We start from the raw sequence: 16,126 nt of genomic DNA on the forward strand, positions 1-16,126 counted from the left end.
CCGGTGGGTGGTGCGGGACGGCCGACATGCACTCGCGGACGAGAGCGGCAGGGCCTTCCAGCGGCTCGCGGAGCGACTCTACCCGTGAGGTGGGTCGCCAGGAACGATATGGGGGCGCGGGACCGGGCGTTGAAGCGCCAGGGACACCGCTCTTGCGGGGGGATTGGGATGCGCTCAGGGCTCTGGCTGTCGTTGATGTTGATGGGACTTGTGGTGGCTTGCGCGGGACGTCAGGAGCCGGAGACGCCGGACTACGAGGCCATCTATGACGCGCCCCTGGATGAGATGTGGCCGTCGGTGCGCGAGTACTTCAAGGACGCGAACCTGAGCTTCCGCGAGGACAAGGGCAGCCGCGTGTTGCAGACGGAGTGGAAGGAGGAGTTCGGCGGCTCGAAGATCTCCGGCTACTGGCACCGCTACATGGTCATCGGCAAGCGGGAGACGCCCACGAAGAGCAAGCTGTGGATCATCCGCATCACCAAGACCGTGAACAGGGCCATCTCCCAACCCGGCAAGGAGCTGGAGTGGGGCGTGAGCCGGAGCATCGGCCCTCGCGGTGGCTGGGACACGGGCGCTCCCGGAGACGCGTCCTCGACTGAGGCTGGGAACTTTGGCCTCACCTTCGAGGATGACCAGGACCGGTTCGACTTCCCGCGCGGGGAGAACGGCTTCTATGCGGAGTCCGGGCAGGGCACGCGCGACATGAACATGGAGTGGAAGGTCTTCCGCGGCATCGCGCCGAAGCTGGCGAAGAAGGAAGAGACCGTGCCCGCGAAGCTCGCTGCCCGGGCGCCCGGTGCGAAGGAAGTACCGTCCTTCACGGAGTGCGGCCAGGCCATCATTGGCCTGAAGAACCGAGTGAAGCCGGGCGGGGTGATGCTGCTGGGCGAGCTGCACGGCACGCAGGAGGTGCCGCGCTTCATCGCGCAGTCCGTCTGCCAGCTCGTCACGTCGGGCACGCCGGTGTCCGTGGGACTGGAGCTGCCGGTGGAGAACGAGGAGCGCGTGAAGCACTTCCTCCAGAGCCAGGGGCAGGAAGCGGACTGGCTCAAGCTGATGGAGTCGCCCTTCTGGCGCAGCCCGTACCCGGACGGCCGTGGCAGCGAAGCAGTGGCCAACATGCTGGAGCAGCTGCGGCAGTTGCGAGCGCAGGGCCTGGACGTGGCGGTGTTCGTCTATGACCACCCGAAGCTCACGGGCCAGCAGCGCGAGGAAGCGCTCGCGGCGACGGTGCTCTCCCACGTGAAGGCGGAGCCCCAGCGCTTCCACCTGGTGATGAGCGGCAACGTCCACTCACGCACCGCGCAGGGCCTGCCCTGGGACAAGGGCTACCAGCCGATGGGCCGACTCCTGAAGGCGCAGCTCAAGGACGTCACGGCGTTGGACATGGCCTACGACAGCGGCTCGGCGTGGATCTGCGCGGCGGATCAGAAGGGCCGCAAGCTGGACTGCGGCGTGAAGGCAACGAAGGGCAAGGACAACGGCGACCGCTTCTTCGTGCACGTCTGGGATTCGCCCAACGCGGAGGGCTACCACGGGGTGTTCTACGTGGGCCGGGTGAGCGCGTCGGAGCCGGCCATCCAGAAGGGGCTGGGCCGGCCTTCGGACGCCGTGTCTCCGCAGGAGCCGGAGAGTGCTCCTTCGCAGCCGGCATCCGGCTCGTAGTTCGATACGACCGCCGCCAGGGAGCGTTTCCCTCTCATCGTGCAACTGGATGAAGGGAATCACGCAATGCGCTCGACCTGGCTCGTGGGATGGATGGCGTTGTTCTTCGCGGTGGGATGCGCAGGCCGGCAGTCTGTGGAGACGCCGGACTACGAGGCCATCTATGACGCGCCGCTCGAAGAGATGTGGCCGTCGGTGCGCGAGTATTTCGACAGCGCGAACCTGAGTTACCGCGAGGACCGGGGCAGCCTCGTGCTGGAGACGGACTGGAAGGAGGAGTTCGGCGGCTCGAAGATCTCCGGCTACTGGCACCGCTACATGGTCATCGGCAAGCGGGAGACGCCCACGAAGAGCAAGCTGTGGGTCATCCGCATCACCAAGACGGTGAACCAGGCCCTCATCCAGCCCGGCAGGCAGATCGACTGGGGGGTGAACCGCAGACTGAGGGGCGGGGATGGCCCCGAGGACGGCGTCAGCACGGAGGATGACGAGGACCGGTTCAACTTCCCGCGAGGGGAGAACGGCTTCTACGTGGACTCCGCCCAGGGCACGCGCGACATGAACATGGAGTGGAAGGTCTTCCGCGGCGTCGCGCCGAAGCTGGCGAAGAAGGATGAGGCCGTGCCCGTGAAGCTCGCGGCCCGGGCGCCCGGCGCGAAGGAAGTCCCCACCTTCACCGAATGCGGCCAGGCCATCATCGGCCTGAAGAACCGCGTGAAGCCGGGTGGGGTGATGCTGCTGGGCGAGCTGCACGGCACGCAGGAGGTGCCGCGCTTCATCGCGCAGTCCGTGTGCCAGCTCGTCACCTCAGGCACGCCCGTGTCCGTGGGACTGGAGTTGCCGGTGGAGAACGAGGAGCGCGTGAAGCACTTCCTCCAGAGTCAGGGCGGGGAAGCTGACTGGCTCAAGCTGATGGAGTCGCCCTTCTGGCGCAGCCCGTACCCCGACGGTCGCGGCAGCGCGGCGGTGGCCAACATGCTGGAGCAGCTGCGCCAGTTGCGAGCGCAGGGCCTGGATGTGGCGGTGTTCGTCTATGACCACCCGAAGCTCACGGGCCAGCAGCGCGAGGATGCGCTCACGGCGACGGTGCTCTCCCACGTGAAGGCGGAGCCCCAGCGCTTCCACCTCGTGGTGAGCGGCAACATCCACTCACGCACCGCGCAGGGGCTGCCGTGGGACAAGGGCTACCAGCCGATGGGCCGGCTCCTGAAGGAACAGCTCCAGGACGTCACGGCGTTGGACATGGCGTACGACAGCGGCTCGGCGTGGATCTGCGCGGCGGATGAGAAGGGCCGCAAGCTGGACTGCGGCGTGAAGGCAACGAAGGGCAAGGACAACGGCGACCGCTTCTTCGTGCACGTCTGGGACTCACCCAACGCGGAGGGCTACCACGGCGTCTTCTACGTGGGCCGGGTGAGCGCATCGGGGCCGGCCATCGAGAAGGGCCTGGGCCGGCCGGACGCGGATGAGCCCCCGGTGTCCCTGCGAGCGGTGGACGCGGACGCGGTGGCCTCCTTCGGACGCTGAAGTCACGGGCGGCTGGCATCGCGGCGTGGGCGGTGGCATGCAGGTGGCCTGACTGGAGGCCATCCCATGAGCGACACGCTGCCCGCGCTGCGGGCCACCCTGACGGAACTGGTGGCGCTGGACACGACGTCCTCGCGCCCCAACGCGCCCCTCATCGACTACGCCCAGGCGAAGCTGGAGGCCGCGGGCTTCAGCGCCGAGCGTCAGCACTACACCGACGACGCGGGCGTGGCGAAGGTGAACCTCGTCGCGCGCAAGGGCGACGCCGACCGCGCCGCGCTCGCGCTGGTGGGCCACTCCGACTGCGTGCCCTACGACACGGCCTGGACGGACGCGCTGCGCCTCACCGAACGGGACGGCAAGCTGTACGGCCGCGGCGCGTGTGACACCAAGGGCTTCATCGCCTGCGCCCTGCACGCGGCCACGCGCAAGGACCTGCCCGCGCTGGAGGCTCCGCTGCTCGTCATCCTCACCGCGGATGAAGAGGTGGGCCTCGTGGGGGCGAAGAAGCTGGTGTCCGCGGGCCTGGGCCGCGCGCGCCACGCCATCGTCGGAGAGCCCACGCGCCTCATCCCGGTGCGCGCCAACAAGGGCTACTGCCTGGCGGAGGTGGAGGTGCTGGGCAAGGAGGGCCACAGCGCGTACCCGGAGCTGGGCGCGTCCGCCATCTTTCGCGCCGGCCGCTTCCTGCACCGGCTGGAGACCATCGCCAACACCGTCCTGCGCGAGGACCGCGACGAGGGCTTCCAGCCGCCCTTCACCACGGTGAACGTGGGCCTCATCCAGGGCGGCAAGGCGAAGAACGTCCTGCCCGGCGCCTGCCGCTTCACCGTCGAGTGGCGCCCCATCCCCGGCCAGTCCGCCGAGCGCGTCCCCCAGTTGATGGAGCAGATCCGCCAGGAGCTCGTGCGCGACGAGCCCGCCTACGAGGCGCGCATCCACGTGCTGCGCATGGACCGGGGCGTCCACACGCGCGGGGACGCGGACGTGGTGCGCTTCCTGGAGGAGGTCAGCGGCAACGCATCCGAGACGGTGTCCTTCGGCACGGAGGCCCCGCAGCTCACGGAGCTGGGCGCGGAGGCCGTGGTGTTCGGCCCCGGCGACATCCGCGTCGCGCACCAGACGGGGGAGTACGTCCCCATGGAAGACCTGGTGCGCTGCGAGGCCGCCCTGACGCGCGCGGTGGCCCGCTTCTGCAACGGGCGTTGAACGCCGCGCTGCCCGTCAGTGCCGGGGCAGCGCGCAGGTGCCCAGGTCGCGCAGCATCTTGTGCGCCTCCCCGAGCAGCGCGTGCCCCTTCACCTCCGGGGGCACCCGGGCAATGAGCTTCATGTCCGGCGTGAGCCGGTAGTAGCCCTTCGAGCGTTGCACCAGGGCCGCCACCTTCATGCCGTCCAGCAGCGCGTCCCCGCCCAGCGCCATCGACAGGCGGTTGGGGCCGCCTTCCAGCGCGCGCAGCCGCAGCTCCCGCATGTCGATCTTCAGCAGCGTCACCTCGGAGAGGGCGTCCACCTCGTCGGGCGCCTCGCCGTAGCGGTCCACCAGCTCCGCGCGCAGGTCCGTCACCTCGTCCGGGTGGCTGGCCTGGCTGAAGCGCTTGTAGAACACCAGCCGCTGGTGCACGTCCGCCACGTAGTCGTCGGGGATGAGCGCCGGCAGGGGCAGGTTGATGTCCGGCTCCACGTGCACCTTGGGCGGCTGGCCCTGCAGCTCCGCCACCGCCTCCTCCATCAGCTGCGCGTACAGGTCGAAGCCGATCTCCGCGATGGCACCCGACTGCTTCTCGCCCAGCAGGTTGCCCGCGCCGCGGATCTCCAGGTCGTGGCTGGCGATGGAGAAGCCCGCGCCCAGCTCGGTGAAGTTCTGCAGCACCTCCAGCCGCCGCTGCGCGTCCTTCGTCACCGGACGGCGGGTGGGCACCAGCAGGTACGCGTACGCGCGCTCCTTGCTGCGGCCCACGCGGCCGCGCAGCTGGTAGAGCTGCGCCAGGCCGAATTGATCCGCCCGGTTGACGATCATCGTGTTGGCGCTGGAGATGTCGATGCCGCTCTCGATGATGCTCGTGCACAGGAGCACCTGGTACTTGCGCTCGGTGAACGCCAGCATCACCTTCTCCAGCTGCCCCTCGCCCATCTGCCCGTGCGCCACGCCAATGGTGACGTTCGGCATGAGCTTCTTGAGGTCCTGCTCCATGGAGTGCAGCGACTCCACGCGGTTGTGCACGAAGAAGACCTGCCCGCCGCGGGCGATCTCCCGCTCGACGGCCTCCTTGATGACGGCGTCGTCGTACTTCATCACGAAGGTGCGGATGGCCCGCCGGTCCTGCGGCGGCGTGGCGATGATGCTCATGTCGCGCACGCCGGACATGCTCATGTGCAGCGTGCGGGGAATGGGCGTGGCCGTCAGCGTCAGCACGTCCACCTGCGTGCGCAGCCGCTTGAGCGCCTCCTTCTGCTTCACGCCGAAGCGCTGCTCCTCGTCCACCACGAGCAGCCCCAGGTCCTTGAAGGCCACCTCGCCCGCCAGCAGCTTGTGCGTGCCGATGACGATGTCCACCCGGCCCTCCTTGGCGCGCTTGAGGATGTCGCGCACCTCGGGCGGCTTGCGGATGCCGGAGATGACTTCCACCGTGACGGGGTAGTCCTTGAAGCGCTTCTTGAACGAGTGGAAGTGCTGCTGCGCCAGCACCGTCGTGGGCACCAGCACCGCCACCTGCTTGCGGTCCAAGGTGGCCTTGAAGGCGGCGCGCATCGCCACCTCCGTCTTGCCGTAGCCCACGTCGCCGCAGACGAGCCGGTCCATCGGCTGCGGTTTCTGCATGTCCGCGAGCACATCCTCGATGGCCTTCGCCTGGTCCGGCGTCTCCTCGAACTCGAAGTCCGCCTCGAACTGGGCGTAGTACCGGTCCGGCGGCTGGAACGCGTAGCCCGGGTGCGCCTTGCGCGCGGCGGCCATCTGCAACAGCTCCGCCGCCATCTTGAGCAGCTGCTCCTTGACGCGCTTCTTCGTCTTCTCCCAGCTCGTCGTGCCCAGCTTGTCCAGCTGGACCGTCTCCGGGTTGCCGCCCGTGAACTTCTGGATGAGCCGCATGCGGCCCACCGGCAGGTAGATCTTGTCGCGCCCCGCGTACTCCAGGACGAGGAAGTCCCCGGGGACGCCCTGCACCTCCATCTTCGTCAGGCCCGCGTAGCGCCCGATGCCGAAGTCGGTGTGGACGATGAGGTCGCCCTCCTTCAGGTCCTTGAAGCCCGCGGCGAACGCATCCAGCTTCTTGCTGCGCTTGACGCGGCGGCGGGAACGGACGCCAAAAATCTCCTCGTCCGCGAGCACCACCAGCCGGCCTTCGGTGTCCACGAAGCCGTGGCTCACCTCGCCGGTGAACAGGTGCGCGAACACCGACGGCTCGTAGAGCTTCGCCGGGTCGCCCAGGGCTTCCGTGTGCACCTTCACCATCACGGAGCGATCCAACAGCAGCCGCTTGAGCCGGTCCGCCTGGCTCAGCGTGCCGCACGCCACCGCGCACGCCACGCCGGTGTCGCGCCAGCGCTGCAGCCGCTCCACCAGCGGGGTGAGGGCGCCCTCCTCGCCATGGTGCGCGAGGATGGCCTCGCGCAGGTCCTGCGTCGTGCCGAACGTGAAGGCCACCGGCACTTCCGTCTGCGTGAGCGACAGGCCACCGCCCTCCACCACGCGCAGGGCCTTGAGCTGCGCGGCCACGCCTTCACGCGACAGGAAGTGGTGCTCCGGCGGCCAGGTGAGGTCCTGGCGCGCGTCCGCCTCCTCCACGCCCTTGGCCAGCTCCGCCCACAGCTCGTCCACCGCGCGGTCCAGCGCCACCGGGTCGTCCAGGTAGACGACGGGCTCCGGGGCCCAGGCGCGCAGGTAGTCGAACACGGTGACGAGCCCGCCCTCGAAGAAGCCGGGCAAGAGCCCCTCCAGGCCGAAGCCGGGCAGCCCCTCGCGCAGCGCCTCCAGCCGCTCGCGCAGCTTGATGGTGGGCAGGTTGATGCGGTCCGCCACCGAACGCGCGGCGGCCTCGGCGCGCGGGCGCGTGTCGTCGGTGAGGAGCAATTCGCGCGCGGGCACCAGGTCCACGGCCTTGAGCGCGTCCACCGTGCGCTGCGACTCCGGGTCGAAGACGCGGATGGACTCGATGGTGTCCCCGAAGAACTCCAGGCGCACCGGCCGCTCGTACAGCGGGCTGAACACGTCCAGCAGGCCGCCGCGCACGCTGAAGGTGCCCTTGTCCTCCACCAGCGGGCTGTTCTGGTAGCCCATCAGCGCAAGCTTCCGCGCCAGCGTGTCGCGGTCGAAGTCCTGCCCCACCTCCACGCGCTGGGCCAGCTGGGCCATCACCGCCAGCGGCAGCACGCGGCGGTGCAGCGCGCGCAGCGACAGCACCAGCGCGGGGAACGGCGTGCCGCGCGCCAGGTGGAACAGCGCGCCCAGCCGCTCCGTGATGGGACCGGCCTCCGGCGACAGCTCGTCGTAGGGCAGCACCTCATCCGCGGGGAGGCGCAGCACGCGGGGCTCCAGCAGGCTGCCGGTGCCGCCCAGGAAGAAGGCCAGGTCGTGCGCGAGCGCGTCCGCCGCCTCCTCGTCCGCGGCCACGCACACCAGGGGCGTCTTCAGCTCCCGGTGCAGGCGGGCGAGCAGGTGCCCGCGCGCCGCGCCCTTCACCCCCTGGGTCCGTGCGCGGTGTCCGACGTGGAGGGTGGTGAGGAGCCGCGCGAAGGCCTCTCCAGACGGAGGCGTGCCGCCAGGCCACGGCGTGACGTCTGACTTGGGGGGGAGCAAGGTGTCCATGCGTGGGCCCGGGAAAGGGCCCTCGTGGCTAATTAGGGTGCCCCCCGCCCCAAATCAACGTTGGATGCGGGACGCCCCCCACGCGGCCGTGGAACAGGACGCCCGCAGAGCCGCCCCTCAGGGCACCGCGCAGGCCGCCGCCAGCCGGACGTCCTTGTAGGCGGCGTTGGGGCTGGTCGCGGCCAGCGAGTCACAGTCCATCACGCTGGACAGGCCCGTCAGCGGCTCCACCATCAGCACGCTCTTGGCGCGGTTGGAGGTGAACTTGAACTGGATGGCGCCGTCCGAGGGCGCCGCCGCGGCGATGGTGGCGGGCGTGCCGAGCGACCCGCGCAGACAGTCCATCTTGTTGAGCACCGGCCGCCCGGAGCCCGGCAGGAAGCAGAGCGCGTGGATCGACGTGGCGTTCATCGTGGACGGGATGACGATGTCCGTCCCCGTCTCGCTACAGCAATCAGGCGCGGCGCGGCACGACTTGTTCACACACGTCAGGCTGGGGCACGCGTCCAGGTTCCACAGGTCCGGGTTGCTGAGGTCGTCGCCGCACTTCAACCGCTCCCAGCGGGCCACGGTGTAGCTGCGGCCGTCCGGCTGGAGGATGTTGTTCTCCACCACGAACCGCACCGGCTGGTTGGTGCTGATGGCCAGCTGGCGCGCCCGCAGCGCGGACCCCCACAGCTCGCGCGTGGCGGCGTTCTCCCGCTGCCCGCCAATGCGCCCCTGCACTCCCGCCACCGCCAGGGTGACGAGCACGGCCACCACCGCCACGGCCGTCATCAGCTCCAACAACGTCATGCCACGCGTAGGCTTCATGGAGTCACCGGGGCCGGCCGCTGGAGGCCCACCGTCATGTTGCGTGCCGCGACGCGGAAGGTGTAGCGCCGCCGCGAGTAGCCGTCCTTCGCCAGGCCCTCTTCATCCGTACCCGTGGTGTCCGCGTCGCGGTTGACGCGCCGCGTGCGGATGACCAGCGTCACCTCCAGCTCGCGCACCCGCTGGCGCAGGCGCTGGATGACCTCGGCCGGTGTGGTCGGAGCCGGCAGGGCCGTCCCCGTCGAGGAGAGGTCGTCCGTCTTGCAGGCGCCCGACGTGTACTTGGCCACGTCGCACTGGGAGATGGCCGGATGGGGGACGGCCGGGGCCGCCGTGTTATCGCCGGGATACCAATCCAGTTGGTTCTGGGCGTTGCTGAGATTGACGACGCCCTCGCGCACGATGAGCCGCTCCACGTCACGGCTCAACACCGACCAGGCCGTCTGGTTCGGGGCGCGGTACTCCAGCGTGGGGATGCCGCCCTTCCAGTTCACCCGGTAGGCCGCGCCGCTCAGCCGCAGGGCCACCCAGTTCTCGATGTCCCCGGAGGCCTTCGTCCATTGGAGCGTGCTCGCGCAGACGTCCGAGCGGGGCACCGGGGCGGTCGCGGCCTTGATGACGAGCTTCGCGCCGGCCTGCTGCACGCTGTCCACCAGGACGGGACAGGCCTTCTTGTTGCCCCCGCTGGCGAGCACGGCGAGCGTGGGGTTGGTGGTGTCCACCAGGGCCGTCGGGGGACTCGTGCGCGTGCAGAAGGTGACGCCCGTCGTGGCATCCTCCTCGCGGACCCGGGACAGCGACGTGCAGGGCGCAAGGGTGATCATCCCGTTCGTGTCCCCCCAGTAGAGCTGGAGGGCGTCCGAAGCCGGGAACCCGGCGGGCGGCGGCTCGAAGGTCGCGTCCGCGCCCAGCGTGGTCCCGACGCCTGTCTTCAGGTCGGGCGTGGCCCACACCGTGATGGCCGAGCGCTCGTCGTTGGTGTTGAAGGAGATGGGCGTGTTGCCCATGCCGGTCCCCGCGCGGGACACGTCCAGCGTGAGCAGCTCCTTCACGGCCCGCCCGGTGACCTGGGCGGTCATCATCTGTTCTTCGAAGAGGGCGCGCTTCTGCATCTGCGTGCCCACCACCAGCCCCGTGGTGAGCACGATGACCCCGAGCGCACTGGCGATCATCACTTCAAGGAGCGTGAAGCCCCGGTCGTGGAGGGAGGACGGTCTCATGGCGCCATTCGACTCTGGAGGACCACCATCTGCCGGTCCGAGCGAATGCCCGGCTCATCCCAGCTCACCGACACCCGCACGTTCACGAGCGTGCCCGCCGTGGCTCCCACGAGGCCGCGGGTGAGGGCCGGCTCACCCACCTTGCCGTCCTCGAGGGTGCCGGGAGCCTTGGAGTTGTCCACGTCGACGTTCACCGTGTACTTGCGCGCGATGACGTTCGCATCCGTGGGGGGCGTGTTCCGCAGGAACCCCTCCGACGTCTGATACACGTCGAAGGTCGAGTTCGTCGCGACCTCGCAGGTCGGCGAGCCCTGGCATCCCACCTGGAGGATGTTCTCCAGGGTCTGCTCCGCGATGATCTGCGCTTGATTGGCGGTCAGGGTTCGGCGGTTGGAGCGGGTCGTCTGGCTCACCACGGTCATCGCCGCGGCGACTCCCACCAGCATGACGGCCATGGTGGCCATGACTTCCAGCAGGGTGACACCCCGCGAGGCGCGCTGCTTCATTGCGGCAGTCTCCCGTCGGGCAGCGGCTCCCAGAGCATGATCTGCGAACGGGGGACTCCGCTCGTGCCGGACTGGTTGTTCCATTTGTTTCCGCCCTTGACCTTCATCTGGCCCGTGGCCGTGAGCACGAAGAGGTGCTCGTCGTGAACCACCGGCGAGGAGATGGCGTGGCCTTCCAGTTGGGCCTTGCCGTCAGTTCCCATGAGGCCGGTTGCCTGGCTGGCGGTGTAGGCTTGGCCCTTCGCATCCGCGTTCAGGTTGCAGATGTCCGCCGCGGTGCCCACCGCGGTCGCGGCGTAGACGTTGTCCGAGCTGAGCGCCACGCCACCCCACAGCTTCTGGCCCGCGTCCAGCTTCTGCACCCACAGGGGCTTGAGCTCCGCGCACGGCTTGCTGCCCGTGGGGTCCTTATCCTCGAAGGCGAGCAGGTGGTACTGGTACGTGGGGTGGGCGGGATCCGGCTCCGTGTAGCCGTCCGTGTACTTGTCCGGGCTGTCGCTGGTGCCGAAGAAGAAGCGCACCGCGGGGCCCGCGTCCGTGCTGACGAGCTTCACCGCCATGTTGGAGTAGAGCTCCTGCAGGTCCAGCTGCGTCTGGTTCGCATCCGCGCGGCCCTGCAGCGCGGACGCCGCGTGGGCCACCATGCACTTCTTCACCTGGCTGCCCAGCTTCCGGGACTTGCTCACGTCCTTGAGGTTGACGCGCCAGATACTGCCGGCCGTGGTGGGCACGTACAGGACGTCGTAGGAGCCGTCCTTGTCCAGGTCCAGCATCGCCGTCTCGGCCGCGATGCCCGAGCCCTGCTCGAAGGTGACGACGCCCGCGTACTTGCCGCCGCTGCCGGTGTCGTACTGGAGCGGCCTGCCCGTCTTCATGTCGAGGATGTAGACGGCGCCCGCGCGCGCGTCGCCCGGATCGTAGTCGGTGCCGACCACCGCCACCCAGCGCCGGTCCTTGTCCGCCGCGGAGCCCCAGGAGATGCGCGCCACGGAAGGCGCGTGCCGGGAGCCCGAGCTGTCCGGCAGCAGCACGCTGCTGTCATTCTTCGCGACGTCGGTGAACGTGGACACCAGATCCGTGTCCGCCAGGCTGAACTCCCACAGCGGCAGCGGGTACCAGCTCTTCTTCGGATCCGTGATGTCCAGCGCGAAGACCACCGGGCTGGTCTTGCCCGTCGCGGAGACGAGCACCGTCTTGGCACCCTTCTTCTTCTCCTCCGTGGTCGCGGGCGTCCAGTCGTACTTGATGTTGTCGTTCCAGTCGTTGCGGTCACCCAGGTCCACGTTGGCGATGCTGGGCGACGCATCCATCTGGGGCCGCGTCAGGGAGCCGGAGTTGCGGAAGCGCACGTACTGGTTGCGGTACTGGCCCAGCATCAGGTTGGGCATGTAGGCGAAGACCTCGTCGCCGCTGCCGTACTCGCGGAGCGCCACGTTGCCGGCCGTGGGGCATGCCTTCGGGACGAAGAAGCCGCGGTACTGGGTGGGCGAGGTGGCGCAACCGTCCTTCAGCTCATTGCGGAACTTACCCGTGTCGAAGGCGTGGAGCACGCCCGACATCGTGCCCACGTAGGCCCGGGTGTCCCGCTCCGCCAGGGGCGTCATGAAGTTCTTGCGGTAGGTGTCGCGCTCGGTGCCCTTCGCGTTCTGGTACCAGTTGTCCTGGTACGGAGGGACCGCCACCGCCACGGTGGAGAGGTTGATGCCGCCGAAGGGCCAGGGCCGGAACTTGCTGGCGGCTGTCGCGGCCTTCACGTTCTCGTATCCGTACAGCCAGTCGATCAGGAACTGGCGGTCGCTGTAGGGAAGGAGCGGATCCAGCGGATCCAGCGCGAGGACGCTGCAGATGCCGTCGTGGTTCATGTCGTAGAGGTAGCGGCCGTCGATCTCGCTGTACGTGTTGCAAAGGGAGGCAGGCAGCAGCGAACCGCCCACGTCGTTCACGTCCTTCACCTCCTTGCGATCCCCCGCGCTGTTCGTCGTGTAGAGCTTGCGGTTGAGCGGGTTGGAGGCGGACAGCGACAGCGCCATCACGCGTCCGGCTTCCCAGCGCAGCTTCGGGTCGGTCGTCTCCTTCTCCGGATCGTAGAGCGACTGCATGTACAGGCGGCCGCGGATGGTGAAGTCCTTGGAGTCGTCATAGGCGCGCGTGCCGGCGCCAGGCAGGGTGCCCGCGGTGTTCCAGCCCATGCCCCAGTTCTGGCCCGGCGTCTCGTTCACACCCCAGACGGCGACGTTGCCCAGCGTGCTGGGGCTGGAGCGCGCGTAGGCGCCGGAGCGCACCGCCTGGTAGCCGATGTCGACGTCGTCGATGATGGGACGGCACAGCTCGCTGGGGCTGCTGATGTCCACCTTCCAGCACAGCTGCGAACCGGTGAGGCCCAGCGCCAGGATGTCGATCTCCACTTCCTGGTCGGGGTACTGCTTGTCGTTGTTGAGCGGCACCGCCACCCAGCCGGGCGATTCGTTCTTCTCGTAGAGGCCCGAGGTGGTGTTCAGCACGCGGCAGTCCACGGCGATGGAATAGGTGATGGTGGGCTTCACGCCGCTCGCGGTGCAGGCCCCCGCGACCTCTTCGGTCCAGCAGGGCGCCTTCGTGCAGCCGGCGCGGATGTTCTTGGGCGGGTCGCCCGGGGTCGCGTAGGGGGCGACGTCATCCTGGCGGCGGAAGCGGACCTTGGTGATGGTGAAGTTCGGGCCCAGCTTGTCGCCCGTTTCGTTCATGACGTCCGAGGACACCGTGGTGGACTTGGCGCCACCGCCGTTCTCCTTGTTGATCATGAACACGATGTCGTTGAAGTCGCGGTCACCGCCGCCGTTGAGGTCCTCGAAGCCGAGGATCCACCGGAAGGGGTCCGTGGTGGGCGCGCCCACGATGACGTGGGGCATGTAGTTCATCTTGTCGATGGCGACCTGGGGATTGGAGACCTCCGTGCCCGGACGCATCACGGTCACGCCCTCCATGGGCATCTTCAGGTTCTTGTACGCAGGCGTGTCCAGGCGGGTGAGCGTGTCCTGATCCAGCCAGCCGCAGGCCTTCTTGGAGGTGTTCACGATGCCGCAGGCTTCCGTGTCCGTCGGAGAGTTGCAGCCGTCATCGTAGCCACAGCCGATGTTGCGCTCCGTCACCTTGTTGTCCGCGGGGGCCTCGAAGTTCTGGTCCAGGTTCCAGGTGGCCTTGGAGAAGAACACGGAGATGGCCGTCTGCAGGTGCAGCAGGCACTTGCCGTCCTCCTTGGGGACGCCAGTGTAGGGCTGGCGCTTGAGGCAGGGGGCGACCGTGTCCTTGGACGTGTTGTGTTCAGCGTCGTAGTAGACGACGGCGAAGAAGACGATCTCCTTGCCTCCCTGGACGAGGCCCAGGTTGACCCGGCGGTCGCCCGTGTTGATGTTCTGGTAGTTGTTGTACTCGGGATCCGACGACGGCGGCGCGGGGAGCTTGATGCCCCGGAAGTCATACTGGGAGACGTTGTAGTCCGGGACGCCGTCGGAGTCTTCGGTGGCGTCCGCGACGGGACCGAGGTTGCGTTCGACGTCCTTGTCGCTGTCGTCATCCACCAGCAGGAAGACCATGCGACCGATGCCCCGGTTGTTGTTCTCCGGCGCGGCCGGCTCCAGCAGGTTGGGGATGTACGGGAACAGTCCGTTGTCGCCCGTGCCGCTGTTGACGTTGTTGACGCCGACCCAGTCGTTGTCGATGTTGAAGCCGCTGTTGTGAGCGCGGCCCGGGCGCGCGTCCGTCACGTCGGTCTTCTGGACGAAGGTCTTGGCGCAGGTGTCCCTCATCGCCAGTTCGGGCTCGTTGTACTTCTTGCCCCCGGACATGAAGGTCTGGTTGCAGCGCCGCGTCTTGCCCACGTACTTGATGGGCAGGACGGTGTCGTCGTCCGGCGTCAGGTTGTAGATGGCCTCGTGCAGGTCGAGGATGCCGTTGTTGTTCTTGTCGACCAGTTCGCCGGTGACGGGATCGGCGTAGCCGCGGGCCTTCACGTCATCCATGTACATGTAGCCGAGCGAGTGCGACGCACCGGCGGACTCGTACACGTAGTCGATGGTGACCGTCTGGTCGAACGGGAAGGTGATGTTCTCCGAGTCCAGCTTCTTGAGGTTGGTGTTGAGCTGGAGCCGGCCGTCGTCGCGCAGGATGATGGTGTTGTTGGCGACGGTGAGGCCGCCAGGGCCCAGCTTGAAGGCGCCCTGCTTGTCGTTGGCCAGGTCGTCCTGGCAGAGCTGCTGCGCTTGGGTCAGCGAGGGCGTCGCGACCGCCAGCACCAGCGCCGTGAGGGTTCGTTGAAAGAGCGTGCGCATCACTTCTTCCCCTGGTTCTTCGGCTGGGACTTCGCCTTCGCTTCCGCCTTGTCACGCGCGTCGCGCGCCGCGACCTGCTCCGTCATCTGCTTGCGCAGCATCATTCGGCGCGAGGGTTGCGGGGCCACCGCCACGGTGGCCAGGAAGTTGGTGAGACCGTCCAGCTCGTCGCGGGACAGCAGGCGGGTGTCGCAGTTGGTCTTCGGGTTGATCCGGTGCGGGGACTCCACCCAGGTGCGGACCTCCACCAGGGACTTCCTGCGCAGCACCTGGTCCATGTAGGGCCCCACGGGCTTGCGGGAGCCGAGCAGCCCCGTCGACTTCTCCGTCGGGGTCCGGGCCTGGTGGCATTGGGCGCAGGCCTTGTTGAAGGCCACTTCGCCGCGTTCCTGGGCGCTGGCGAGCGCCGGGAGCAGGAGCAGCAGGGGAATCAGGCGTTTCATAGGGGGCTCGTGGGGAAAGACGAGGTCACGGAAGGGTGATGGTGGCCCCCGACGGCGCCTTGATGTCCGTGGGGTTGTCGTAGGTCATGTCCGGGCCGCAGCCCTTGGTGATGCAGCCGGGCGCGAAGATGGATTCACCGGTCGCGTTGGTCACCAGCGCCTGGACCATGGAGCGCGTCGGACGGCCGTTCGCCGTGGTCACCTCGCCCACGGCGAGGACCCACATCTGGCGGTTGCTGTCGACGGTGCTCTGGTCGTCATCCATGTCGTCCCGGATGAAGACGCGGTAGCGCACGTTGTTCTGCTCCGGGTAGTCCACGCCCGTGGGGATTTCAGACGCGCCCAGGTTGGCCTTGAGCAGGGTGTACTTGTTCCACTTGTCCGCCCCCGGTCCGGGCAGCAGCTCGTACCAGGGGGGATTGGCGGCCGCGAGCGCGGGGATGTCGCCCACGGGAGCGACCCCTCCCAGGGCGGTGGGCAGGGCCATTGTGGTATTGGCTCCGTTGTTGGTCAGCAGGAGGCGCAATGTCTCGCGCCCTTCGGCCAGGCCCGCCTCGGCGGCGAAGAACGCCTGCTTCTGGCGGCGGGTGTCAGCCTGGGTGTCGGCCTCGCGGCCCACCACGCTGAAGCTGAGCATCACCGCCATCGTCACGACGGCGACCACGCCCAGCGCGAGCAGGAGCGTGAAGCCCCGCGGCTGACGGCGGTGGGAAGTTGGACGAAGCACCATCGAGGACTCCTTCGCGCGCCCCTGGGGGAAGGCACAGCGTTGAGTCCAATGGTGAGCAATTCGCGTGCCGAGGGGCTTCACACCCAACCGGCCGGAATGAGGGGGGTGG

Annotated in this window: 10 protein-coding genes; 3 read left to right on the plus strand and 7 right to left on the minus strand. The window is 68.4% G+C overall.

Annotated features, from left to right (window positions below; translation table 11 throughout):
* The first annotated feature begins 168 nt into the window (after nucleotides 1-168).
* The 3 genes from D7V97_RS25430 (at nucleotide 169) to argE (ending at nucleotide 4,401) form a co-directional block, all read left to right on the plus strand.
* A complete protein-coding gene (locus D7V97_RS25430; RefSeq protein ID WP_120613227.1) occupies nucleotides 169-1,665 on the plus strand; it encodes a hypothetical protein in 1,497 nt (498 codons plus the stop codon).
* 93 nt (nucleotides 1,666-1,758) lie between these two features.
* Nucleotides 1,759-3,192, plus strand: coding sequence for a hypothetical protein (locus tag D7V97_RS25435; RefSeq protein WP_233583193.1), 1,434 nt, complete (start codon nucleotides 1,759-1,761; stop codon nucleotides 3,190-3,192).
* Between the two features lie 66 nt (nucleotides 3,193-3,258).
* A complete protein-coding gene (gene argE, locus D7V97_RS25440; RefSeq protein WP_120613229.1) occupies nucleotides 3,259-4,401 on the plus strand; it encodes an acetylornithine deacetylase in 1,143 nt (380 codons plus the stop codon).
* A gap of 15 nt (nucleotides 4,402-4,416) precedes the next feature.
* On the opposite strand, the gene mfd is transcribed toward argE, so the two are convergent.
* The 7 genes from mfd to D7V97_RS25475 all read right to left on the minus strand — a co-directional run bounded on the left by mfd (nucleotide 4,417) and on the right by D7V97_RS25475 (nucleotide 16,017).
* Nucleotides 4,417-7,998 carry a transcription-repair coupling factor gene (mfd, locus tag D7V97_RS25445; protein ID WP_120613230.1) on the minus strand — a complete coding sequence of 1,194 codons (3,582 nt, stop codon included), beginning with the start codon at nucleotides 7,996-7,998 and terminating at the stop codon, nucleotides 4,417-4,419.
* A 117-nt stretch (nucleotides 7,999-8,115) separates the two neighbouring features.
* Nucleotides 8,116-8,811 carry a Tfp pilus assembly protein FimT/FimU gene (locus D7V97_RS25450; protein WP_120613231.1) on the minus strand — a complete coding sequence of 232 codons (696 nt, stop codon included), beginning with the start codon at nucleotides 8,809-8,811 and terminating at the stop codon, nucleotides 8,116-8,118.
* Nucleotides 8,808-10,031 carry a PilW family protein gene (locus tag D7V97_RS25455; RefSeq protein WP_120613232.1) on the minus strand — a complete coding sequence of 408 codons (1,224 nt, stop codon included), beginning with the start codon at nucleotides 10,029-10,031 and terminating at the stop codon, nucleotides 8,808-8,810. Before D7V97_RS25455 ends, D7V97_RS25450 begins: the two co-directional genes overlap by 4 nt.
* Nucleotides 10,028-10,537: a prepilin-type N-terminal cleavage/methylation domain-containing protein gene (locus D7V97_RS25460; protein ID WP_120613233.1), complete on the minus strand. Its 510-nt coding sequence runs from the start codon at nucleotides 10,535-10,537 to the stop codon at nucleotides 10,028-10,030. Before D7V97_RS25460 ends, D7V97_RS25455 begins: the two co-directional genes overlap by 4 nt.
* The gene (locus D7V97_RS25465; protein WP_120613234.1) at nucleotides 10,534-14,844 is read right to left on the minus strand and encodes a DUF4114 domain-containing protein; all 4,311 of its coding nucleotides are present in this window, start codon (nucleotides 14,842-14,844) and stop codon (nucleotides 10,534-10,536) included. The genes D7V97_RS25460 and D7V97_RS25465 overlap by 4 nt, the downstream gene beginning before the upstream one ends.
* Nucleotides 14,844-15,287 (minus strand): c-type cytochrome, encoded by a 444-nt coding sequence (locus tag D7V97_RS25470; protein ID WP_120613235.1) that lies wholly within the window; start codon nucleotides 15,285-15,287, stop codon nucleotides 14,844-14,846. Before D7V97_RS25470 ends, D7V97_RS25465 begins: the two co-directional genes overlap by 1 nt.
* Before the next feature lie 25 nt (nucleotides 15,288-15,312).
* Entirely contained in the window at nucleotides 15,313-16,017 is a 705-nt protein-coding gene (locus D7V97_RS25475) for a hypothetical protein (RefSeq protein ID WP_120613236.1), read from the minus strand.
* Nucleotides 16,018-16,126 lie beyond the last annotated feature (109 nt).

This window comes from Corallococcus sp. CA053C, assembly GCF_003611675.1.
GTDB lineage: Bacteria > Myxococcota > Myxococcia > Myxococcales > Myxococcaceae > Corallococcus.